The sequence below is a fragment of the Acetobacter sacchari genome (assembly GCF_017377715.1).
GTDB lineage: Bacteria > Pseudomonadota > Alphaproteobacteria > Acetobacterales > Acetobacteraceae > Acetobacter > Acetobacter sacchari.
In genome coordinates this window covers 22,011-43,991 of the sequence record NZ_JAFVMF010000013.1, presented here as the reverse complement: position 1 = coordinate 43,991, position 21,981 = coordinate 22,011, and the positions used below count along the sequence as shown (strand labels likewise).

At 61.4% G+C, this 21,981-nt stretch carries 18 protein-coding genes; 8 read left to right on the top strand and 10 right to left on the bottom strand.

The annotated features are described in order from the left end of the window. Positions 1–210: 210 nt before the first annotated feature. The 5 genes from J2D73_RS12750 to J2D73_RS12730 all read right to left on the bottom strand — a co-directional run bounded on the left by J2D73_RS12750 (position 211) and on the right by J2D73_RS12730 (position 5,592). Positions 211–363 carry a hypothetical protein gene (locus J2D73_RS12750; RefSeq protein ID WP_207881921.1) on the bottom strand — a complete coding sequence of 51 codons (153 nt, stop codon included), beginning with the start codon at positions 361–363 and terminating at the stop codon, positions 211–213. Positions 364–1,263: 900 nt separating this feature from the next. Continuing rightward, positions 1,264–2,760, bottom strand: coding sequence for a YifB family Mg chelatase-like AAA ATPase (locus J2D73_RS12745; protein WP_207881920.1), 1,497 nt, complete (start codon positions 2,758–2,760; stop codon positions 1,264–1,266). Positions 2,761–2,791: 31 nt separating this feature from the next. Next, on the bottom strand, positions 2,792–4,045 hold the full coding sequence (gene serA, locus J2D73_RS12740) for a phosphoglycerate dehydrogenase (protein ID WP_207881919.1): 1,254 nt from the start codon (positions 4,043–4,045) through the stop codon (positions 2,792–2,794). Positions 4,046–4,259: 214 nt separating this feature from the next. Then, entirely contained in the window at positions 4,260–5,057 is a 798-nt protein-coding gene (gene hisN / locus J2D73_RS12735) for a histidinol-phosphatase (protein WP_207881918.1), read from the bottom strand. Positions 5,058–5,100: 43 nt separating this feature from the next. Continuing rightward, positions 5,101–5,592, bottom strand: coding sequence for a c-type cytochrome (locus tag J2D73_RS12730; protein ID WP_207881917.1), 492 nt, complete (start codon positions 5,590–5,592; stop codon positions 5,101–5,103). Between the two features lie 161 nt (positions 5,593–5,753). On the opposite strand from J2D73_RS12730, the gene J2D73_RS12725 reads away from it, so the two are divergent. From J2D73_RS12725 to smpB, 4 genes are all read left to right on the top strand, one after another. Further along, positions 5,754–6,497, top strand: a complete 744-nt coding sequence (locus tag J2D73_RS12725; protein ID WP_207881989.1) for a 3-deoxy-manno-octulosonate cytidylyltransferase — start codon at positions 5,754–5,756, stop codon at positions 6,495–6,497. Beyond that, positions 6,494–7,357 carry a prephenate dehydratase gene (locus J2D73_RS12720; protein WP_086643710.1) on the top strand — a complete coding sequence of 288 codons (864 nt, stop codon included), beginning with the start codon at positions 6,494–6,496 and terminating at the stop codon, positions 7,355–7,357. The genes J2D73_RS12725 and J2D73_RS12720 overlap by 4 nt, the downstream gene beginning before the upstream one ends. Positions 7,358–7,420: 63 nt before the next feature. Continuing rightward, positions 7,421–8,317 carry a 4-hydroxy-tetrahydrodipicolinate synthase gene (gene dapA, locus J2D73_RS12715; RefSeq protein WP_207881916.1) on the top strand — a complete coding sequence of 299 codons (897 nt, stop codon included), beginning with the start codon at positions 7,421–7,423 and terminating at the stop codon, positions 8,315–8,317. Continuing rightward, complete coding sequence (smpB, locus tag J2D73_RS12710) at positions 8,317–8,811, top strand: SsrA-binding protein SmpB (RefSeq protein WP_086643708.1); 495 nt, start codon at positions 8,317–8,319, stop codon at positions 8,809–8,811. Before dapA ends, smpB begins: the two co-directional genes overlap by 1 nt. A gap of 119 nt (positions 8,812–8,930) precedes the next feature. Here the strand turns inward: smpB and J2D73_RS21040 are convergent, their stop codons facing one another. Next, complete coding sequence (locus J2D73_RS21040; protein WP_086643707.1) at positions 8,931–9,656, bottom strand: cold-shock protein; 726 nt, start codon at positions 9,654–9,656, stop codon at positions 8,931–8,933. 405 nt (positions 9,657–10,061) lie between these two features. Between J2D73_RS21040 and J2D73_RS12700 the strand changes: the two genes are divergently transcribed. Then, the gene (locus J2D73_RS12700; protein WP_207881915.1) at positions 10,062–11,108 is read left to right on the top strand and encodes a lipid A deacylase LpxR family protein; all 1,047 of its coding nucleotides are present in this window, start codon (positions 10,062–10,064) and stop codon (positions 11,106–11,108) included. A 101-nt stretch (positions 11,109–11,209) separates the two neighbouring features. Here J2D73_RS12700 and J2D73_RS12695 read toward each other — a convergent pair whose 3' ends face one another. Next, positions 11,210–12,889, bottom strand: a complete 1,680-nt coding sequence (locus J2D73_RS12695) for a putative bifunctional diguanylate cyclase/phosphodiesterase (RefSeq protein WP_207881914.1) — start codon at positions 12,887–12,889, stop codon at positions 11,210–11,212. Positions 12,890–13,029: 140 nt separating this feature from the next. After that, positions 13,030–15,168, bottom strand: a complete 2,139-nt coding sequence (gene recG, locus J2D73_RS12690; RefSeq protein ID WP_207881988.1) for an ATP-dependent DNA helicase RecG — start codon at positions 15,166–15,168, stop codon at positions 13,030–13,032. Positions 15,169–15,364: 196 nt separating this feature from the next. On the opposite strand from recG, the gene J2D73_RS12685 reads away from it, so the two are divergent. Both J2D73_RS12685 and mfd read left to right on the top strand, forming a co-directional pair. Beyond that, the gene (locus J2D73_RS12685; protein ID WP_207881913.1) at positions 15,365–15,712 is read left to right on the top strand and encodes a succinate dehydrogenase assembly factor 2; all 348 of its coding nucleotides are present in this window, start codon (positions 15,365–15,367) and stop codon (positions 15,710–15,712) included. A gap of 27 nt (positions 15,713–15,739) precedes the next feature. Then, positions 15,740–19,228, top strand: a complete 3,489-nt coding sequence (mfd, locus tag J2D73_RS12680; protein WP_207881912.1) for a transcription-repair coupling factor — start codon at positions 15,740–15,742, stop codon at positions 19,226–19,228. Between the two features lie 110 nt (positions 19,229–19,338). Here the strand turns inward: mfd and J2D73_RS12675 are convergent, their stop codons facing one another. Together J2D73_RS12675 and J2D73_RS12670 are read right to left on the bottom strand one after the other, a co-directional pair. Continuing rightward, positions 19,339–20,445 carry a glycosyltransferase family 61 protein gene (locus J2D73_RS12675; RefSeq protein ID WP_026398773.1) on the bottom strand — a complete coding sequence of 369 codons (1,107 nt, stop codon included), beginning with the start codon at positions 20,443–20,445 and terminating at the stop codon, positions 19,339–19,341. A gap of 513 nt (positions 20,446–20,958) precedes the next feature. Further along, positions 20,959–21,381, bottom strand: a complete 423-nt coding sequence (locus tag J2D73_RS12670) for an organic hydroperoxide resistance protein (protein WP_026398774.1) — start codon at positions 21,379–21,381, stop codon at positions 20,959–20,961. Between the two features lie 141 nt (positions 21,382–21,522). Between J2D73_RS12670 and J2D73_RS12665 the strand changes: the two genes are divergently transcribed. Then, entirely contained in the window at positions 21,523–21,978 is a 456-nt protein-coding gene (locus tag J2D73_RS12665; protein WP_207881911.1) for a MarR family transcriptional regulator, read from the top strand. Positions 21,979–21,981 lie beyond the last annotated feature (3 nt).

Sequence of the window (21,981 nt, the reverse complement as noted above, 5' to 3'; positions counted from 1 at the left end):
GCTTGGTGGGGATGACGCCAGATAGTTTGATGTCTGGGTCGCATGACGGTGGTAATTGGTCAGATCGCTCCAATATGCGATGAATTTTTGAGAAAAATTTTTGTTATATTTAAATAAAAATACCGAATTTGTGCGTAAATTTTATAAAAGGTACACCTTGCCTTACGACAAGAGGAAAAGTCCTCCTACCGTAAGGTCGTGGGAAAAACTTCAGGAAGAAGTATAGTCCTCGCGGCAACTGCGACCAATGAAGATCGCGACAGCTACCTGTCCTGCAATGTTGAGAGACAAAGCGGTAAGCCATGCTCCTTCCATGCCAAGGAAAATATTCACCAGCATCAGACCAAGAATGTAAAACCACATGACTATAATCCAAATTCATCCACTGTCCTGTTCTTCTGGTATCAGCGAAATTACGAATTGAATTTGATCTTGATCAATGAATGTCGCCAAATCGCAATTTTTTTAGGGTGCCGATTTTTTTTACGCTCAGGCGACGCGAGGTAACAGCAGCTTTCCTGTGATTTTAATTTATTGGTTTTTATATATAATTTTGTTGTGCAGATATGTGCCGCGTCTGAAGTCGATCGCTACGTCGAGGAGCGAATTGCGCCAGCTGTGCGATATCGCAGCCATCCCGCCGCCAATAACGAGGGGCGGGATTGAACGATCCTATCTTCCCCCGCAACTGAAAAGCGACACAGCCTCCGACCGATTGTTCCTTCAGATGCGTGGGGTGGCTTGGTGGAGCTATTGAACAGGCGAGATCGCTCCGTTTGGTCCTTGGGCAGCGTCGTCTTCCGGCCCGTTTGATGAGTGTCCATCGTAACCAACATACAGAGGTGATTTCGTCGTCACTTTTTCTGCTTGCGGCGTCGGTGTGGAGCACGCGGCCAAGGAGATCAGCACAAGGGCGCCAATGGCTTTTATCATCGTTTCCTCTCGAGAGTTTTCCGTGTTTTTTTTTGACGTAAAGAAGGGGGAGAGGCAAGTTTCGACATTCGGTGTCATCAAGTATTTTCTGTAAAAATCTTGAAATATTTGTATTTGCGCTGATAGGTGTCGCCTCTTTGGCTTCAGTGCTCGCTAACATGCAACACCGTAGTTACGTGCGAGACGTCTCTCTGAGGCGCGCCGTTTCAATTCCCGGGGAGCGCCCCAAGACATATGGGTGTGATGGTAAAACGTCGTGACGCGAAAACGCTCACTGGAGGACTGCGGTGCTCAGATTGACGTTCGAGATAGTGCATTCCGTCCACATGGTCACAGCAGCGATGCATGCCTCGGTCTGAGGCCGATCGCCTCCGTGACGTGTCGCGCTTCGATTAAGTCGCGGTCGTCGAGATCCGCTATGGTGCGGGCGACGCGCAGCAGGCGTGTAAAGCCGCGTGCTGAGAGACGTAGTTTTCGCGCAGCGTTCTCCAGAATGTTTTTCGCCTCAGGTGAGAGCTCGAAATCTTGAGTCGATACCTCAGCATTGCGAAGACCGCCGGCTCGGTCATTTTGGCGCGTTCGAGCGGTAACGACGCGGGCCGCGACAGCTTCGGAGGACTCCCCGGACGGTGCTTGCATGAGGTGGAGGGGGCTCAACGGTTGCACGTCGACCCAAAGATCGATGCGGTCCAGCAGCGGCCCCGACAGGCGGGAGAGGTAATCTTCCCCGCAGCGCGGCGCCTTGCGGCATTCGCGTGACGTGTCGCCCAGATATCCGCAGCGACACGGGTTCATAGCGGCGATCAACTGAAACCGTGCCGGGTATGTGACGTGCGCGGCGGCGCGGGCGATGGTCGTTCGACCCAACTCCAGCGGTTGACGCAGGGATTCGAGCGCCTGCCGGGAGAATTCCGGCAACTCATCCAGAAACAGAACGCCTCGATGCGCCAGACTGACCTCGCCGGGCTTCGCGCGGGCGCCGCCGCCGATCAGCGCAGGCTGCGTGGCGGAATGGTGCGGGTCGCGAAACGGCGGCCGTAACAGAGGACATCCATCCGTCAGCAGCCCCGCGGCGCTGTAGATGCGGGTGACCTCAAGCGTCTCTTCCTTCGAAAGAGGCGGCAGCAATCCGGGCAGGCGAGACGCGAGCATCGACTTGCCGGAGCCGGGCGGCCCGGACATCAACATCGAATGACCGCCCGCAGCGGCGATTTCCAGCGCCCGCCGGGCGACGGCCATGCCCTTCACCTCGGCAAGGTCAGGACCGATCGGCGCTTCGTTTGTCAGTGAGGGGAAAGCAGGCTGGGAGAGAACCTGCACACCACGAAAATGGTTCACCAGCGACACAAGATCAGGCGCGGCCAGAATATCGATATCGCCGCCGAAAACTGCCTCTGTCGCCTGTGCGGCAGGGCAGACCAGCCCAAGTTTCAGCGCGGCGGCCGATATCGAGGCGGACAGGACGCCGGCGACCCTGTTCAAGCCGCCATCGAGCGACAACTCGCCAAGCACGGCGTAACGCCCGAGTTCCTCTATGGGCAGGACTTCCATCGCCGCCAGCACGGCGAGCGCGATGGGAAGATCGAAATGCGATCCTTCCTTCAGAAGATCGGCTGGGACGAGATTGATGAGAATCCGTTTTGGCGGCAGCGCCAGTCCCATGGACGTCAGGGCGGCGCGCACGCGTTCCCGCGCTTCGCCGACGGCCTTGTCAGGCAGGCCGACGATGAGAAACGCAGGAAGGCCGCTTGCGATCTGGACTTCAACCCAGACCGGAGCGGCCTCTATGCCCGAGAAAGCGAAACTACGGACCCGGGCGTTGATCATGAACCGGACGAGACCTCGGTTACGGCGTCAGTCAGCGGCCCTGGTAGAGCAGGCGAGCGCGAATGGAGCCATCCAGCTCGCGCAACTGATCGAGCAGGCGATGGTCCTTGTCGTGATCGCCGCCCGTGTTGGCCTCGACCACGACGTAGCCCAGCTCGCCGTCCGTCTGAAGATACTGCGCCGTGATGTTGCAGCCTTCGCGAGAGAAAATCTCGTTGATGCGCGACAGGATGCCCGGAACGTTGTGATGGACATGCATGAAGCGCGTGCCGCGCGGGCTCTGCGGTAGCTGCACGCTCGGGAAATTCACAGCGCCCAGCGTGGAGCCGATGTCGGAGTAATCGACGAACTTGCGAGCGACTTCGACGCCGATCCGTTCCTGCGCCTCGGCGGTGGAGCCGCCGATGTGCGGGGAGAGAATGACGTTATCGATCCCCTGCAGCGGGGATACGAAACGCTCGCCCGCAGCTTTCGGCTCCTTGGGGAACACGTCGATGGCGGCGCCGAGCAGATGTCCGGATTTCAGCGCGTCGGCTGCGGCGTCGAGGTCGACGACGTTGCCGCGCGCATTGTTGATCAGGAAGGAGCCCGGCTTCATCGCACGAATCTGCTCAGCGCCGATCATGTTCGCCGTGCCGGGAAGCTGCGGAACATGAAGGCTGACCACGTCGCTTTCCGCCAGCATCGCCTCAAGGGAGTTGGCGGGAGAGGCGTTGCCATGACCGAGCTTGTCGATCACGTCGTAATAGATGACGCGCATGCCGAACGCTTCAGCCAGCACCGAGAGCTGCGAGCCGATCGATCCATAACCGACAATGCCAAGGGTTTTGCCGCGCACTTCCCAACTGTTGGTCGCGGATTTGTCCCACTGCCCGTCGTGGCAGCCGACCGATCGGGGGAAGATGCGGCGCATCAGCATCACGATCTCGCCCATCACCAGTTCGGCGACGGAGCGGGTGTTGCTGAACGGGGCGTTGAACACGGGGATGCCCCTTTCCTGCGCGGCTTTCAGGTCGACCTGATTGGTGCCGATGCAGAAGCAGCCGATGGCGATCAGACGGTCCGCCGCGTCGATGACTTCACGTGTGAGCTGCGTGCGCGAACGGATGCCGACGAGATGCACGCCTTCAAGAGCGCGTTGCAGCGCTTCGCCCTCAAGCGCGCCCTTGTGGCGGACGACGTTCTCGTAGCCGCTGGTTTTCAGCAGCGCCACGGCGCTGTCATGCACGCCTTCGAGAAGGAGAATGCGAATCTTGTCCTTGGAGAGGGACAGTTGAGAATTCATTCGGTTAGCTCGCGGCAGTTGCGCAAATCCGGGCCACGATCCGTCTGGCGGGCGGCGTTGGCGCGAAGGCGACCGCTAAGCCTTCATCGCGCATATCCGTCCGGCGCGTGGCGGCCGTCGGGATGACGGGAAGCGGCGGGGCCGCCGCCATAGCACGTTTCAGTGCGCCCTGGAAATCATGGCGATTACGTCAGGGTTGCGTTCGGCGCGCGGTTCAGGCCCGGAGGCTCTCGACCGCCGAGTCGAGCAACGTCGCGTCGCCGACGGCGAGCACTGTGCCGTCTCCGGCGTCCGAGAGCGGCGCGCCGTTCCAATCGGTCACCCGTCCCCCGGCGCCTTCAACCACCGGGATCAGCGCGGCCCAATCCCACGGTTTCATCGCGCATTCAGCGATGACGTCGATATGCCCCATCGCCAGCAGACCGTAACTGTAGCAATCGCCGCCCCAGCTTGCGCGCTTGGCCTGCTTCTTCAACCCGTTCCATCCCGGTCGAGGAGCGAGATCCAGCATTTCGGGAGAGGTGCAGGAAAGATCAGCGTCAGCCAGCGTTGCGCAGGCGCGAGCGGAAATCGTCCGCCCGACGTCGGACGCGTTCTTTCGAAACAGCGTCTGGCGGCCGGTTACGCCTGTCCAGCGTTCACCTGTCACAGGTTGGTCGATGATTCCGATCAGCGGTTCCCCTTCATGCATCAACGCGATCAGCGTGCCGAAGCTGGGGCGGCCGGTGATGAAGGCGCGTGTCCCGTCTATAGGATCCAGAGTCCAGCGGTAGCCGCTGGTTCCGCTCTGCAGACCAAACTCCTCGCCGAGAACCGCGTGATCGGGGTGACGTTCGGCAAGCATCGCGCGCATCACCCGCTCCGCCATGCGATCAGCGACGGTGACGGGACTATCGTCCGCCTTGTCGAGCGTCGCGATCGGAGCGCGGAAATAGGGGCGGATGACGGCGCCAGCGACATCGGCAAGCGCATGGGCTGTTTCGATGAGGCGGTCGAGATCGTGAAGCGTCATGAGCGATCCTGTTGCAGGTCTGGCCACGTCCGTAAGCGCGGCGTCACGGCGTCGGGGCGGGGTGGAGAGTTTTGAGCCACGCGATGATGTCGGCGCGATCATTGGGGTCGGGCACTCCGGACAGTGACATTCGCGTGCCGGGAGCAAAGGAGAAGGGATTGCTGAGCCACACGTCGAGCCGCGCGTCGTCCCAGGTTTCACCGTGATGTGCGCTCAGGGCGGCGGAGTAGGAATATCCCGCCCGGCTTGCCACTCCGCGCCCGATGATGCCGGCCAGAGCGGGGCCGACGGCGTCATGGCCGTCCGGCGAGAGTTCATGACAGGTCGAGCAGATACGCGCGGCCAGAATTGCGCCATGAGCCACGCTGATCGGGCGAGGCAGGGCGTCGTCGTCTGTTTTCTCCGGGATTTCGAACGCCGGTCGTGGAGGTGGCGCATATGGTATGGCCCATGACCCGCACAGCCATGCGGTGGCGGCCGCCACGCACGTGATGAGGATCGCCGTGGCGATGCGGTTCAAGGTCGAAAAATCCATGCTCACCCTGGGGCGGTCGTCGCGCAAAGGCGCGGGGCAGGGCGGCGCCAGACCGTGGTTGCGTCGATCAGCCGTCTTTTCTAGAGTGCGCGCCGCTTCATGTGAAGCGGTCGGCGGCGCTTTCGCCGTCGTGCGTGCTTCCGGGTTCCGTTCCGTCGATGATGTCGCCTCTTATAGTGATTCCGGCCCGCATGGCCTCAACCCGACTTCCCGGCAAGCCGTTGGCGGATATTGGCGGTCGGCCGATGATTCTCCATGTGCTCGAGCGCGCTATCGCGTCTGGCGTCGGGCGTGTCGTAGTGGCGGCGGCGGATGAAGAAATCGCCGTCCGCGTGCGCGAAGCCGGGGGAGAGGTCGTGCTGACCGACCCCGAATTGCCGTCGGGCTCGGACCGGGCGCATGCCGCAGCGGAAATTCTGGATCCCGAACGTCGGCATCAAGTCGTCGTCAATCTGCAGGGCGATTTGCCGGGGCTTGATCCTCAATCGCTTCGCACGGTGCTGGCGCCGCTGTCCGACGACGCCATATCCATTGGAACGCTCGTCGCGCCGATTCACACTGCAGAAGAAGCCGCTGCGGACTCCGTCGTAAAAGTCGCCTGCGCCTTTTCCGACGATGATACTGCGGCGGCGCGCGCACTCTATTTTTCCCGCGTGACCATACCCTGGGGCGCCGGGCCGCTGTGGCATCATGTCGGCGTTTACGCCTGGCGCCGCGATGCGCTCGAACGCTTCGTCGCTTTGCCGGAGTCCGTTCTGGAGCGGCGTGAAAAACTGGAGCAGTTGCGCGCGCTGGAGGCCGGGATGGCGATCGGATGCGCGCGCATCCCTGTGGCTCCGTTTGGGGTGGATACGCCCGACGACCTCGCCCGCGCGAGGCGCATGATTGAAAGAGTAAGTGCATGACGACCGGGGCATCCCACACGATCGCATTTCAGGGGCGACCCGGCGCTTACTCCGACCTCGCATGTCGTAAGGCGTATCCAGGATGGATGACGCTGCCTTGCGAAACCTTCGCCGACGCCATCGCCGCGGTGAATGATGGACGCGCCGCGCTGGGCATGCTTGCCTGCGAGAACAGCCTGGCCGGGCGGGTGCCCGATATCCACGCCCTGCTGCCCGATTCCGGGCTGCATATCGTGGGAGAGCACTTCCAGCGTGTGGAGCATTGCCTGATCGGCGTGCCTGGCGCGCGGATCGAGCAGGCGAAGCGGGTTCACACGCATACGGTCGCCCTGGGGCAGATCAGGGGGTTGGTGCAGGAGTTGGGACTGACGCCCGTCGTCGAATTCGATACTGCGGGCGCTGCTGAGCTTGTGGCGCAGTGGGGGCGACCGGAGGAAGTCGCCGTCGCTTCTGAACTTGCGGCCGAGCTGAACGGGCTGACTATCCTGCGTCGCAATGTCGAGGACGCCGCACACAACACCACCCGCTTCTACGTGACGTCTCGCGATCCGCAGGCGGCGCCGTCTGCGGCGGCGATGATGACCACCGTGCTTTTCGGAGTGCGAAACGTTCCCGGCGCGCTCTACAAGGTACTCGGCGGTTTCGCCACGAACGGCGTCAATATGACCCGCCTTGAAAGCTACATGACTGGCGGCTCCTTCGCTGCGACGCAGTTTCTGCTGGACGTTGAAGGAAAACCCGACGATCCGGGGCTTAAACGGGCGCTCGCGGAACTGGAGTTCTTCGCCGAGCGCTTTCGGATACTGGGCGTATATCCTCAGTCCCCCTTTCGGTTCGAAGCGCGCAACGTAGCGGCCTGAGAGGGCCAAAGTCATTCAATGCGACGGCTGGCGCCGTCCAGCCTGAACGCAAGAAGAAGACCAATGACAGACATCATGTTTCAAGGGTCGTTTACGGCCCTGATTACCCCCATGAACCTCGACGGTTCCCTCGATCTCGCCGCGTTCGACAGGTTCGTCGAATGGCAGATCGCAGAGGGAAGCGACGGTTTGGTTCCAGTGGGAACGACAGGGGAGAGTCCTACCCTGTCGCATGAAGAGCATCACGATATTGTCGAGCGGACCGTCCGCATTTCTGCGGGACGCGTGCCGGTCATCGCGGGCGCTGGCTCCAACAGCACGGCCGAGGCGATCGATCTCGCGAAGCATGCGCAGGCCGCCGGCGCCTCGGCTGCGTTGGTCGTGACGCCGTACTACAACAAGCCGACGCAGGAAGGACTCTACCGACATTTCTCGGCGATCGCCGATGCGGCGCAGATTCCCGTCGTTCTTTATAATATCCCCGGCCGTTCGGTGGTGGATATCAGCGTCGAAACGATGGCGCGTCTTGCGGCGAACGCCAATATCATCGGCGTGAAGGATGCGACGGCCAATCTGCTGCGTCCCCTTCAGGTGCGACGGGCGATACGCAACAAGCGCTTCAATCAGCTTTCCGGAGAAGACGGAACTGCGGTGTCCTTCCTCGCCGCCGGAGGAGACGGGTGCATCAGCGTGACCTCCAACATCGCGCCCGCCCTGTGCGCCCGCGTGCAAAAAGCGTGGCGTGAGGGCAGAGCGTCCGAGGCGCAGGAGCTCCAAGACCGTCTGTTGCCGCTACACGACGCTCTGTTCTGCGAGAGTAACCCGGCACCTGCAAAATACGCCGCATCGCTCCTTGGGTTGGCGGGCGAGACCTGCCGCCTGCCGCTCGCGCCTTTGTCAGAGGCGGCGCGCACGACGGTGAGGGCGGCGCTCGTCGAGGTCGGGCTGCTCGACCGATAATGGCGACGTCCAAAAAAAAGAGCGGCATGATCTCGCATGGCATTGCCGCGCAGAACCGCAAGGGCCGCTTCAACTACACCATTTTGGAGACCTTTGAGGCTGGGCTGGTCCTGAAAGGACCAGAAGTCAAAAGCCTGCGGTTGGGGCGCGCGACGATCACCGAGGCGTATGCGGTCGAGCGTAATGGCGAGCTATGGCTGCTGAACTGTTTCATCCCTGAGTATCAGGGGGGCGTGTTGTCGCGCTTCGACAGCCGGGCGCCGCGTAAGCTGCTGCTGAACAAAAAGCAGCTCAACCACCTGCTCGGCGCCGTGGCGCGCGATGGCGCGTCTTTGGTGCCGCTCGACATCCACTTCAACGATCGCGGCTTGGCCAAGCTTACGCTGGGATTGGGCGAGGGACGCAAGAACGTCGACAAACGCCGGGCGATTGCGGATCGTGACTGGCAACGAGACAAGGCGCGCCTGATACGGAGCAAAGGCAAGGAATATTGATCTGACGTCAGTTAGTCTGTCTGTTCGTCGGATATGAAAAAGCCCCGCGCTCCATATGGAGCGCGGGGCTTTTTGCATGAAGTGGAATGCGCCCCCGCAGGGAGGGCGCGCTCCGATCCTCAGTCGACCGAAACGGCTGCTGCTTCAGGACCCTTCTGGCCCTGCACAACCTTCACGTTGGTGGCCTGGCCTTCGTTGAGGCTGGCGATGCCTGAGCGCTCAAGAGCGGAAGCGTGGACGAAAATGTCCTTGCCGCCGGATTCCGGAGTGATGAAGCCGAAGCCCTTCGTGGCGTTATACCACTTGACGATGCCACGGATGTCCTCAGCGGAGGACAGGTCCGGAGCCGGACGCGGGGCGCGGCCGCCACCGAAGCCAGCGCTGCGCGGAGCGCCGAAACCGCCGCCAGCCGGGCTGCGGGGACGTTCGGGCTGGGCCGTGCTCTCGTCAACCGAGATCACTTCCGCAACCTGGCGACCCTTCGGGCCCTGCCCGATGCGAACGCTCAGCGTCGCGCCGGGGCTGACGCTGTCATGGCCAGCCTGCGAAAGGGCGTTGGCGTGCAGGAAAACGTCTCCCGAACCATCGGACAGCTCGACAAAGCCGAAGCCCTTCTCGCCGTTGAACCACTTGACGGTGGCGTCGATTTCGGGGCCGGAGGGAATTACCTGCGGGCTGGAAGGACGGCGCGGAGCGTATCCGCCACCACCGCCACCACCGCCAGCGCCACCATAGGGAGAGCTGTTGCCGCGATCCCCGTACGACGGGGGCGAGCTCATGAAATCGTCATCATATCCGCCGCGGCGGGGAGAGCGGGAGCTGCGGTCGGTCCTGTTACTTCTCAACGGTCTTGATCCCGAGGTCTGGCTTGGCGATAGAAGTCGCCTTGTGAAATAATTCCGGATCGAGAGAGGCGGTCTGCGTGCAGACTGCCGTCGCGACTTGCATGACCTCAGGGCCGTGCGGTCCGGCGCCCGGAACCTCAATTGAATAGGCAGGCTTCGGGCCTGCACACCAAAGCATAAGGTCACGGCAAAAAGCTACTGCCTTTTTGCCGGGAAGGTCCGGTGGGAAGGTGAATTTCTTGCAATCTGCGCGCTCTGAAGACAGAGATTGCGGCGGTGGAATTTCGGCGTGAGACCTTCCGGCGGTTCGATACGCTACTTTCTAAGCCCCCATAATTGCCGTAATGACGGCGATGCAGAGCCGGGACGACCTTCGACGCGGCGTAGAGACGGAGCACGAGCCCGATGCGGCAGGACAGGAAAAAAGAAGCAGGCGGCTATCGCTGGCGCCTCACCGCCGCCTTCGGGACGCTAGCCTCTGGCCTGCTGACGATTTCCCATGCAGGCGCGACGCCGCTTCAGGACAAGCAGGGCACGTGGACGCTTCAAGGCGAAAACGACGCTGTCTCGACGCTGAAGGGCACGTCTGATCAGTACTACACCAGCGGTCTGCGTCTGAACTGGACGTCCGGCACGGACGATCTGCCTGCGCCGTTTGCAGCAGTGAACCGCGCTATTCTGGGCGAGGGGATGCAGCGGATCAGCATGGGTGTGCAGCAGCTTATCTTCACGCCTCACGACACGCAGATCGCAACGCCTTCTACACGTGATCGGCCGTATTCCAGCCTGTTGCTGGGCACGATCAACCTCATCAACGATACGGACCTGTCACGGAGCACGTTTGGCATCCAGTTCGGCGTGATGGGGCCTGCCGGGTTGGGCAGACAGTTGCAGAACGGCTTCCACAGCGCGATTGGCGACACGAAAAATCTCGGCTGGAGCCATCAGCTCGCCAATCAACCGATCTTTCAGGTACAGGGCGGTCGTATCTGGCGTCTGCCACTGGCGACGATTGGCGGCAGGAACGGCATCTCGTTCGACATGCTGCCGAACGTCAACGCCGCCGTGGGTGATTACCGTATCGTCGGCGAGCTGGCCGATACGTTGCGAATCGGTCAGGGCCTCGATAGCGACTTCGGTACGCCTACAATCAGTCCGGGCACGGACGGCACCGACGCCTACAAGGCGACTCGGCCGTTTGCGTGGTACGCTTTCGGTGGCGTAAGCGGCGACGCGGTCGGGTATGACGCCTCACTGCAGGGCAATACGATGCGTAGCAATTCGCCGCACGTGGCGAAGAAGTGGGACGTGGGTGAAATTCACGCTGGCTTGGCCGTCATGTTTTACGGCTTGCGTGTTTCGTACAGTCAGGTCTGGCAGACGCAGCAGTTCAAGACGGCGCGAAGCGGGCTCTTCAACTACGGTTCGCTTATGGTTTCGGCGAAATTCTGAAAATATAGAGGCGGTTTGAATGCCAGGCCGCCTTAGATCGCCCTGACGCGGCTGAAAAACGGCGCCCGACCGCGAAGGGCGTCGCGGTCGGATTTCTTTTGTCAGACCGAGCGAGAAATCGGCAATTCGATGGTTGGGCGGCCGATCAGATACCCCTGAATTTCCTCGCATCCGTGGGCGTCGAGAAAGCCGAGCTGTTCCTCAGTCTCGACGCCTTCTGCGCAGCACGTCATGTTCAGAGAATGGATCATGTGCAGCATTGATCGCAGGACAGTTTCTACCCTGCTGTCGCTGCCCAGTCGCGTAATGAACATTCGGTCAAGCTTCACCTGATCGAACGGGTAGTTGGTCAGTCGCTCCAAAGCTCCAATGCCGGTGCCGAAATCATCCAGAACCAGCCTGACCCCCATGGCGCGGATGCGTGCAAGTTCCTTGCGTGCGCTGTCAGGGGGGCCAAAGCGACTGCGTTCGGAGAGTTCGATCTGAAGCCGTGCGGGGTCAAGCCCAGCGCGGTGCACCGCATCAGAGATCGTGGAGGCGACCCGCTCTGTTTCGAGCCACGACGGCGAGACGTTGATGCTGACGCCGAGCGCAGTTTCCCACGCGTTGGCCTGAGCGCAGGCCTCACGTAGTACCCAGCGGTCTATTTCTTCGATAAGTCCTGCATTCTCAGCGCAAAGAAGAAAGGCCGCAGGATCTATCGGCCCGTGTCCGGGCCTGTTCCAACGCACGAGCGCCTCAAACGCGACGACTGCCTGGGTGCTCGTCTCCAGCACGGGAAGCCAGTTGAGAGTGAAGCTTCCGGTATCGATAGCCTGCCGCAGATCATTTTCCATACCGATCTGCTCTGCGTGGAAACGTGCGATTTCCGGAGCGATACGGTTTACGCGCGGCCCTGCATGCATGCCGCGGATACGGGCGAGGGCGGCGTTGGCGAACCCTATCAGTGTGTCCGCTTCAGGCGCGTCGAAAGGATAAACCGCCCAGCCGATGTACGGGTCGAACGGGAAACCGAGGGTCTGGGTTTCAGACTGGGCGCTCAGTTTTTCCACGATCTCTCCGGCAAGGCGGGCGGCCTCGTTGATGTCGTGCTTCAGAGGCAGGATGATCGCGAAACTGCCGCCGCCGAGGTGGACGGTAAAGCATGGATCAGGCGCCGCTTCGGCAAGAATTGCGCTGGCGCGATTGATCAGCATGTCCGATTTCGGCCAGCCATCAGTATCGTTGATAGGGCCGACGCGCCCGAGGTCAAGGCGAAGCAGGGCGATCGGAGAAGTCGGAGAGAGACCTGCGCCCGCCATCCGCGCATCCAGATAATGCGTGAGGGCGACTATTCCCGTGGGTGGTTGGCCTGTTTCACGTTTAGGGGAGGCATCCCCCGACATGACGTCGCCCATGGAAGCGAGGCGCGTCAGCGTCCGTTCTGGAAATGGTCTGGCGGTGCGGTTGAGACAGATCAGAAGCGGTCCGTCTTTCGCGCCCTCATCAAGAGATTTGACCAGCCATGTGTGGAATTCGCCTTCCGGCGTGTCGAAAACCCCTGACGTCGCGTCGATGTTCGCGCCATCTGCGCCAGAGGCCGCTTCGATCGCAGTCATGATTCGGGGCAGATCGACGCCTGACGCGTTGGCGGCTGCGACGATGGATGGTTGGGGAACGCGGGAGCGTCCGCGCGCAACGATAATCGTGGCGTCGCAGGGCAATAGCCGGGCGACCGACTGGGCCAACGCGTTGAGGTCCGGTTCCTGCTGCGCATCGGGTGCGGCGGTCTGGTGACGCATTTTGTAATTCTACGCTTTCAGGCCGGTAAGACCGGATCGCTGTCTATAGGGTGCAACGTGCGCGGCGATCGTCCCCACGGTGCCGATTCTCCGTAAATATAGATTTAATCCCGAAAAAAAGACGATCTGTGGCGCGCTGTCTATCCCGCTTGTATTATTTTGTCGAACTTCGCCTTGCCGAAAAGCATCAAAAGGCAGCGGAATGCTGCGTTCTGATGACGCCCTTGCAGCCCGCGTTCCGCTGATTGGCGCGCAAGCGCAACAAGATTACGCGTCTCATCAAGGTTCGCCTCCATCGTTGCGATGCGAAAACCCGGCAATCCTGACTGTCTGGAGCCAGCCACTTCACCGCCTCCGCGCAGTCGAAAATCTTCGTCGGCGATCAGGAAACCGTCTTCGGTATCCCTCAAAAGACTCAAACGTCGCTTCGCGGTCACGCCGACCTCTCCACCATGCAGCAGCAGACAGAACGATTCGGCGGAGCCGCGTCCCACACGGCCGCGCAACTGATGAAGCTGCGCAAGGCCGAAGCGCTCCGCGTGCTCGATGACCATGACAGACGCGCTGGGCACATCCACGCCGACTTCGATCACTGTCGTCGCGACCAGAATGGCGGTACGGCCGCTGGCGAAAGCTGCAAGGGCCGCCTCCCTGACAGCGATATCCTGCTGTCCATGCGCCAGACCCACACCGTAACGACCTTCAAAACGCTGCACAAGCGACGTATGGCGGGCTTCTGCGGCGGCGATGTCCAGCGCTTCGCTTTCGCTGACCAGTGGACATACCCAGAAGACGCGGGCGCCGCTCGCCAGCGCCCGTTCGAGGCCTGAGAGAACGCCGTCGAACGCGTCCGGCCCGTGCACAGAAGTTTTAATCGGTTTGCGTCCTGCGGGTTTTCCGTCCAACCGACTGACCTGCATGTCCCCCCATTGCGTCAGCAGGAGCGTGCGCGGGATCGGAGTAGCTGTCATGACCAGCATGTCCACGGCCGCTCCTTTCGCGCCGAGCGTCAGGCGCTGCTCCACACCGAACCGGTGTTGCTCATCCACGACGGCAAGGGCGAGGTCGTGATAGCGCACCCCATCCTGAACCAGCGCGTGTGTGCCGACGATGAGGGAGGCGGAGCCGTCTGCTATGGCCTCAAGCGTCGCTTTGCGCGCCTTGCCGCGCACTGACCCGGAGAGAAAAGCCACGGGGGCGGGGGACAGTCTTTCAAATGTCGCCAGATGCTGACGTGCAAGGATTTCAGTTGGTGCCATGATCGCCGCTTGCGCGCCGGCCTCCGCCGCCTGCAGCATCGTCAGCAAAGCCACCAGCGTTTTGCCCGCTCCTACGTCGCCTTGCAGCAGGCGGATCATGCGGCGCGGGGCCTCGAGATCCGCGCCAATTTCGCGTAGCGCTTGTGTCTGGGCCGGTGTCGGCGAATGGCCGAACCTGGCCAGCGCCTCCCGTCGCAACGCCCCGGAACCGATCAGCGAACGTCCGGGGCGGTTGCGATTTGCCTCCCGCGCCAACAACGTGGCGGCCTGATCGGCGAGGAGTTCGTCGCACGCCAGTCTCTCGCGCGCCCTTCGCCGCGCGTCGATCCACACGTCAGTTGCGGCCTCTGGCCCGGATATAGCGAGATCGTCGGATGGAAAATGCGTCCACAGCAATGCGGTTCGGAAATCAGGCCACCGACGCCGCGCGACCACGGATGGCTCCTCCCACTCCGGTAGTTCGGGCAGGCGGGCGAAAGCCTTGCGTATGGCGCTGCGGACCTGCCCGGTGAAAAGTCCTGCGGTCAGAGGCCATACCGGATCGAGCGCCGGAACGGCGCCTCCGGCGGACAGAACATAGTCCGGGTTGGTCATCGTCAGCCGCCCATTGAACGTATCGAGCAGACCGGAGACGAGAACGCGTGCGCCGGATGTCATGCGCCGGGCCTGCCAACGGGAGAAGAATGCGACTTCGAGCCTGCCTGCGCCGTCTTCGAGCTGGACTTTCCATGGTTGGCGTCTGTGCGCGGGCGCTGTCACGTGCCCGACTGTCGCTTCCAGCGTCGCAACGCGCCCGGGCTGCGCGTCGCTAAGGGCCGGTCGATAACGCCGGTCGACGACGCTCTCTGGCATGTGAAACAGCAGATCCACCACGCGCGAGCCACCGACCGCGCGAGTCAGGAGTTTCGCCTGTGCAGGCCCGACGCCGGGAATATCCGCTATCGGCGCCAAAAGGGGGGAGAGCCAGGCGTCATCTTGTTGCGGCGCGCTCTCCGCAACCGTCAGCGTGTCCTGTGTCATGTCGCGGCAGGCGGCCTCGGCGTCTGGTCCGGATCGGACGGCGGGCGAGCGTTTTCGGCCTGACGCGGTGGCGGGAGCCGAGTCGGTGCCGTGAGTTGTGCTCTCCTTGCTGGCGGTTGGGCTGGACACGGGCGGCGCTACGGCCTTTCTTGCGGGCTGACAGGCTGGGGTCACAAGGCTATAGGACAGCGACGCCATGGAACAAAACGAAACCATCACTCCTCCGACGCCGCCGAAAGGCGCGTCAGCAGACGCGGTCGCCGAACTGGACGCCCGTCGCCGCAAGCTGCTGTTTCGTGCGCGGCACCGCGGCACGTTCGAAACGGACATCCTGATCGGGGGCTTCGTCGAACGTAACGCCCAGACGATGGACAGCGTTGCGCTGGACGATATGGAGGCGGTGCTGGAGATTCCCGATCCTGATCTCGCCGACTGGCTGACCGGGCGGATGCCGCTGCCCGAGGATCAGGCGACGCCGATGCTGCGCGCCATGATCGACGAATATCGTCGCCATACGGCCGCCGGGCAGGAGCGCAGGGGCTGAAACTCGCGATGAAGACGGAGAGCTGTAATGGAGGCTGACGTTCGGGCCGCGCCGCGCGCGCTGGCGCAGGGCGCGACGGTCTGGGGCGTGCCGGAAGGGTTTGACGCCCTGCTTCTGGCGAAAAGAGCCCGCGAACATGACGGCCCTGTTCTTCATGTGGCGAGAGATGACGCGGCGTTCGCCAGGTTGAGCGATCTGCTCGACTATCTCGGCGGAGACGTCGAGGTGTTGCGCTTCCCGGCATGGGACTGTCTTCCTTACGATCGCGTCTCGCCCAACCCGGTACTGGTGGCCGAGCGCGCGGCGACCCTGACGCGCCTGCTGGAGCCCAAGCATTCGAATGCTGCGGGGCGCGTCATACTGACCACGCCGCCCGCCCTGATGCAGCGTGTGCCGCCGCGTGACGCGTTCCGGGGGCAATCGCTGACCATCGCGCAAGGGGAGAGCCTCGATCAGGCGTTTCTGATCGAGTTGCTGATCGCCAATGGCTACACGCGCACTGATACGGTGATGGAGCCGGGCGAGTTTGCGACGCGCGGCGGTATTTTCGATCTGTTTCCCGCAGGGCAGCCCGAGCCGGTGCGTCTTGATCTTTTCGGAGACGAAGTCGAAAACATTCGAAATTTCGATCCAGGTACCCAACGTTCAAGCGGCAGGGTGGAGCAGCTTTCGCTGCATCCGGTTTCAGAATTTTCTCTTGATCCAGCCAGCATTTCGCGCTTTCGCAGCGCATGGCGCGACCAGTTTGGCCCGGCAGCCGCATCCGACCCGCTGTATGAGCATATCAGCGAAGGTCGACGCCATACCGGGGTCGAGCACTGGCTGCCGCTGTTTCACGCCAGCATGGAAACGCTGTTCGATTATCTCCCGGGCGCTGCGGTGTCGCTGGACCATCAGGTAGAGGAGTCGATCGGCGCCCGCCTCGACATGATCGAGGATCATTACCAGGCTCGCCGCGCACCGCCGCGCGAAGGCGAAATTCCGTATCGTGCTTTGCCGCCGCACCTGCTTTACCTCGATCGGCGAGGTTGGGACGCGGCGCTGGGTCGTGTGCCGGTCACGAGCTTCAGCCCGTTCGCAAAGCCGGACGGCGCGCAGGGGCTGGACGCAGGCGGGCGCCCTGGAATCATGTTCTCGAAGCTCGCGCCCGCCGGGCAGCGGGAGGAGACGTTCCGGCTGGTGGAGGATCAGGCGCGCGTCTGGACCGACACGAAGCGGCGTTGCTTCGTCGCAGCCTGGACAAGGGGCTCGCGCGAGCGGATCAAGACATTGTTTCAGGAACACGGTGTTTCTGTCGAAACCCTTGACGACTGGACTTCCGCCCGGCGTATGAAGCCGGGGCCGGTCGGTCTGCTGGTCCTCGGGATTGATCGTGGGTTCGTCGGCGACGACCTTGCCATCGTGTCCGAGCAGGATCTGCTGGGCGAGCGGATCGGCAGGCCTCCGCGCAAACGCCGTCGCGCGGACGAGTTGATCGCCGAGGCAGGGGAGATCACCGAAGGCGATCTGGTGGTCCATCAGGATTACGGCATTGGCCGTTATGACGGGCTCGAGACGGTAAGCGTTGGCGTGGCGCCGCATGATTGCCTGCGTCTGCTCTATGACGGCGGGCAGAAACTTTACCTGCCGGTCGAGAATATCGAGCTTCTGAGTCGCTTCGGTTCGGATCAGGCCGGGGTCGCGCTCGACAAACTTGGCGGCGCGGCCTGGCAGGGTCGCAAGGCGAAGATGAAGCAGCGTATCCGCGACATGGCGGGGCAGCTTATTCGCACGGCCGCCGCCCGCGCGCTGCGCGAGGCGCCGGTGCTGGGCGCGCCCGAGGGTATGTGGGAGGAGTTTTGCGCGCGTTTCCCGTTCGTGGAGACGGAGGATCAGTCGCGCGCGATCGCCGACGTTCTGGAAGACATGGGCGCGGGGCGCCCGATGGATCGTCTGGTCTGCGGCGACGTAGGCTTCGGCAAGACCGAGGTCGCCCTGCGCGCCGCCTTCGTTGCGGCGATGTCCGGGTCGCAGGTCGCCGTGGTGGTGCCGACGACGCTGCTCGCGCGTCAGCATTTCCGGACATTCGAAGCGCGCTTCGAAGGGTTTCCCATTCGTGTGGTGCAGCTTTCGCGCATGGTCACGGCGAAGCAGGCGGCGGAGGCGCGCCGGGGAATTGCGGACGGAACCGTTAATGTCGTCATCGGCACCCATGCCTTGCTGGCGAAGGGCGTTCAGTTTGCCGACCTTGGTCTTCTGATCGTCGATGAGGAGCAGCATTTCGGCGTCAGTCACAAGGAAAAACTGAAAGCGCTGCGTGAGGACGTGCATGTTCTCACGCTTTCCGCAACGCCGTTGCCGCGAACGTTGCAGCTTTCGTTGTCCGGTGTGCGGGAGATGAGTCTGATCGCGACACCGCCGACGGACAGGTTGGCTGTGCGCACCTTCATCATGCCCTTCGACAGCGTGGTGATCCGCGAGGCCGTGCAGCGCGAGCGTTTCCGCGGCGGGCAGATTTTCTGCGTGGCGCCGCGCATTGAGGACCTGGATCGTTTGGGCGAGCGGTTGCGCGACATCGTTCCTGACGCGCGTGTGGTGCAGGCGCATGGGCAGTTGTCCCCGACCGAGCTGGAACGGGTGATGACCGAGTTCTCGGACGGCAAATACGACATCCTGCTCTCGACGAACATCGTCGAAAGCGGCCTGGATATGCCTGCGGTCAACACGCTGATCATTCATCGCGCCGATATGTTTGGCCTTGGACAGCTCTATCAGCTTCGCGGTCGCGTCGGTCGCGGCAAGCAGCGTGGTTACGCCTATCTGACCTGGCCGCAGACGCATGTTCTCTCGGCGTCGGCGCAGAAGCGGCTTGAGATCATGCAGACGCTCGACACGCTCGGCGCCGGGTTTACGCTGGCGTCGCACGATCTCGATCTGCGTGGCGCGGGCAACCTGCTGGGCGACGAGCAGTCAGGTCATATCCGCGAAGTTGGTATCGAGTTGTATCAGCAGATGCTGCAGGACGCAGTTGCTGATCTGCGGACGGAGAAAGGGCGCGCCCGGGCGGAAGATCGCGACTGGACGCCAAACATCGTGCTTGGACTGCCGGTGTTGATTCCTGACGGGTATGTCGCTGATCTTCCGGTTCGGCTTGGGCTCTATCGCCGTATCGGCGCGCTTGCCTCCAATGCGGAAGGCGAAGCGATGGAGGCGGAACTGGTCGACCGCTTTGGCGCGCCGCCGCCGGAGGTCAAGAACCTGCTGGATGTGGTCGAGTTGAAGCGTTTGTGTCGTGGCGCGGGCGTGGAGCGGCTGGAGGCGGGGCCGAAAGGCATGGTTCTGCAATTCCGCGGTAACAGCTTCGCCAATCCAGAAGGGTTGATCCGCTGGATGGGCGCGTGGAAGGACGGGGCCGTTCGGCTGCGTCCCGATCACAAACTTGCCGTTGTGCGGGAATTGACCAACGTTCAACGTATTGATCTGGCGCGTCGGGTGGTGACGGCTCTGGACAAGCTGGCCCGCAAGGCGACCGGGTGAGGGCGGAGAGCGTGTGGTTCTGGCTGAACGTGTCTGGGCCGTCAGGGATAATTTCAGCTTCATGGCAATAGCGCCGTCCAGCCCGAGACGGGCTGGACGATGACGGGGCTTTACTCTGATGAGGCGTCAGTTGTCATGGCGTCGATTTTATCGAAAAAGCTCACCAGATCTTCGATCGTGACGTCGATTACGTATTCGTTGCGCTCCGGCGTGGGCCAGAGACAGCCCCTGGTGAGATAGACGTTCCGGTGCTCCATGAGATAACCGATGTGAAGTTGTACGGCGTTCCAAAATCCGATGCAGCCGACCACGGTTCCTTTGCCACAAAAAACTGCGCTATGCATGCCGGAACCGTGTTCCCCGATCACGACCGACGAACGTGAAAACACGTTTATCTGCTCCGGGATCGACAGTTCTTCCGGTCGTATGATTTGATACCCCCGTTCGCGGGCCATGTTTTCGAATGCATCTCTGTTCGGAAAGAGCCTGTTGCTCCCAGATTGATTGCCCCGCGATACGAGTATTTTTTCTGGGGTTTTCGGGGACGGGGGCGTGAGCGCGAATGATCTGTAGAAGTCTTTTACGTAGCTATGAAATGCAAACTCTTCTGTGTAGCAGTAAGACGGCACTATGGCGCGCCTGCACAGCACGACATCGCTGTCCGGGTTATATTTCAGAATATTCTCTTCCATGACGCCGCATGATATTTTTAGAAATTCCGTGACCCAGGCTGGCGCGTACGCGGGGAGAAGAACCTTCAGATCAAAGAAATCGGCCAGATAAAAGTCGCGGACCACGCCGAAACGCGGGAGGTAGTCGACAATCCAGTGTCCCCATACGTCGAACGCGACGCCGTCGGCGACGATGATCGGCTCGTCGATGATTACTTTGTTCCTGCCGCTTAAATTGATGTAGTCGTCGTGCGGCGGGATGCTTCTCTGATTGTCGCGGCCTGTCGCGTTATTGTAGCCAATAAATCTATTCAATATCAGCCCGCCGGGACGCGTGACGATGACATCTTCGACGTCATAAAGCCCGATTGGATTGAGCGCCTCGTGGGGTCTTTTCCAGTGATAATCGTAACGCCATCCTTGGTCGTCGGAAAGTTCCCATATTTTATAGGGACCTGAGACGTGCTCGGCAGGGCGCAATTTCCGAAAGCCCGATACGCCTGAGTTAATTGGTTCGTCGCCATCTGAAAAATTTATAAATTTCATGATGTTTTCCTATGATAAATTCTAATGGCGTGATGCCTGGGACGTATGACTGTGGTCTGGCCCTCAAGAATGTGTGGCAGAACACTTGCACGACGCGCCGTATCGAGGAATTTTTGATGCGGGATCAGGGGGTAAACTCAAGCTTTTCGCAAGCCTGTCGCAAATTTTCGAATCATTTTTGATCTGGTTAGCGGACGGCGGCGTCGCGGGCGCTGGTCTCTGAAGCGCAAAATAGCTTAAGCGAGGTCGCGAAGCATATGTAATCTATCTGCCGCATTTGCTCCCCACATGTAATGCAACCGTAATTGCGACCACAGTGAAGGGAGTATTGGCGTGCGTGCATTTGTAGCGCAAGCATCGAAGATGCCTGTCACGTCACGACTTGAACGTGAGGTTAATGGAGCAACGTCCGGTCATGTGGCTGGGGGCACATGCCGCTGACAAATCCGTCAGTATTACTGATCTGCCTAACAGGGTGGTTGTCCCCGCCGGATCAAGCCGGCGGGGACCGGCTCATGCTACGGTGAGGCTTACGGCGGCGCCGTTATGGGCGAGGTGCGAATACGGGCAGACGATATCGGCCTGCGCCACGAGCGCCTCGGCCACGTCACGCTCGACCCCCGGGACGGAGACGGACAGCGCGATCTCAAGTCCGAAGCCCTGACCGTCGTCACGCGGGCCGATGCCCACTGTCGCTGTGACGGTTGTGTCCTCGGACAGCTTCACCTTTTTCTGGTTGGCGACGTATTTGAGCGCCCCAAGAAAACATGCGGAATAGCCCGTGGCGAAAAGCTGTTCCGGGTTGGTGCCGTCGCCGCCGGAACCACCGAGTTCCTTCGGAGTGTCCAGTGTGACCGCCAGACGTCCGTCGCTCGATTTCGCAGATCCCGTGCGGCCGCCTGTTGCGGTTGCTTCAGCGCGATAGAGAATAGCCATGGTCGTTTTCCTTTATATTTCGCGGTATAAATTATCGCGATAAATGTTTTCTAGGCGGTGACTTTCAGCTTGTAAAGCGTTTTCTTTATCGCGATATGAAGTTCCGTGATAACAAACTGCGCCCACTCACGGAGATCGAACGTGGACCCGTCGCCCTGCCCGCCGCCGCTTGATGCGCATCTGTGCTACGCCATCTATTCGGCCAATATCGCGATCAACCGGGCATATCGTCCCGCGTTGGAACGCCTAGGCCTGACCTATCCGCAGTATCTGGTCATGAGCGTGCTTTGGGAGAGGGGCGGGCAGTCCATTGGCGACATCGCAGGGCGACTCGCGCTGGAGTCGAGCACGATCACGCCGCTGGTGAAGCGTCTGGAGGGGGCTGGTTTCGTGCGCCGGGAACGTAATCCGGAAGATGAACGCCAGGTCATCGTCACCCTGTCGCCGCAGGGCGTGGCCTTGCGGCAGGACGCCGCCTGCGTTGGAGAGACGTTGCTTGGTCGCTCAGACTTGTCCATCGCGGAACTGATGCGACTTAACGACGAGATTCGTCGTTTCAGAGATGTGTTGATCGCCAACACGCCGGATGCCGAATAGCCA

Coding starts and splice junctions, on each gene's coding strand:
- J2D73_RS12750 (WP_207881921.1), bottom strand. CDS start 363: ATGTGGTTTTACATTCTTGGTCTGATGCTGGTGAATATTTTCCTTGGC.
- J2D73_RS12745 (WP_207881920.1), bottom strand. CDS start 2,760: ATGATCAACGCCCGGGTCCGTAGTTTCGCTTTCTCGGGCATAGAGGCC.
- serA (WP_207881919.1), bottom strand. CDS start 4,045: ATGAATTCTCAACTGTCCCTCTCCAAGGACAAGATTCGCATTCTCCTT.
- hisN (WP_207881918.1), bottom strand. CDS start 5,057: ATGACGCTTCACGATCTCGACCGCCTCATCGAAACAGCCCATGCGCTT.
- J2D73_RS12730 (WP_207881917.1), bottom strand. CDS start 5,592: ATGGATTTTTCGACCTTGAACCGCATCGCCACGGCGATCCTCATCACG.
- J2D73_RS12725 (WP_207881989.1), top strand. CDS start 5,754: ATGTCGCCTCTTATAGTGATTCCGGCCCGCATGGCCTCAACCCGACTT.
- J2D73_RS12720 (WP_086643710.1), top strand. CDS start 6,494: ATGACGACCGGGGCATCCCACACGATCGCATTTCAGGGGCGACCCGGC.
- dapA (WP_207881916.1), top strand. CDS start 7,421: ATGACAGACATCATGTTTCAAGGGTCGTTTACGGCCCTGATTACCCCC.
- smpB (WP_086643708.1), top strand. CDS start 8,317: ATGGCGACGTCCAAAAAAAAGAGCGGCATGATCTCGCATGGCATTGCC.
- J2D73_RS12700 (WP_207881915.1), top strand. CDS start 10,062: ATGCGGCAGGACAGGAAAAAAGAAGCAGGCGGCTATCGCTGGCGCCTC.
- J2D73_RS12695 (WP_207881914.1), bottom strand. CDS start 12,889: ATGCGTCACCAGACCGCCGCACCCGATGCGCAGCAGGAACCGGACCTC.
- recG (WP_207881988.1), bottom strand. CDS start 15,168: ATGACACAGGACACGCTGACGGTTGCGGAGAGCGCGCCGCAACAAGAT.
- J2D73_RS12685 (WP_207881913.1), top strand. CDS start 15,365: ATGGAACAAAACGAAACCATCACTCCTCCGACGCCGCCGAAAGGCGCG.
- mfd (WP_207881912.1), top strand. CDS start 15,740: ATGGAGGCTGACGTTCGGGCCGCGCCGCGCGCGCTGGCGCAGGGCGCG.
- J2D73_RS12675 (WP_026398773.1), bottom strand. CDS start 20,445: ATGAAATTTATAAATTTTTCAGATGGCGACGAACCAATTAACTCAGGC.
- J2D73_RS12670 (WP_026398774.1), bottom strand. CDS start 21,381: ATGGCTATTCTCTATCGCGCTGAAGCAACCGCAACAGGCGGCCGCACG.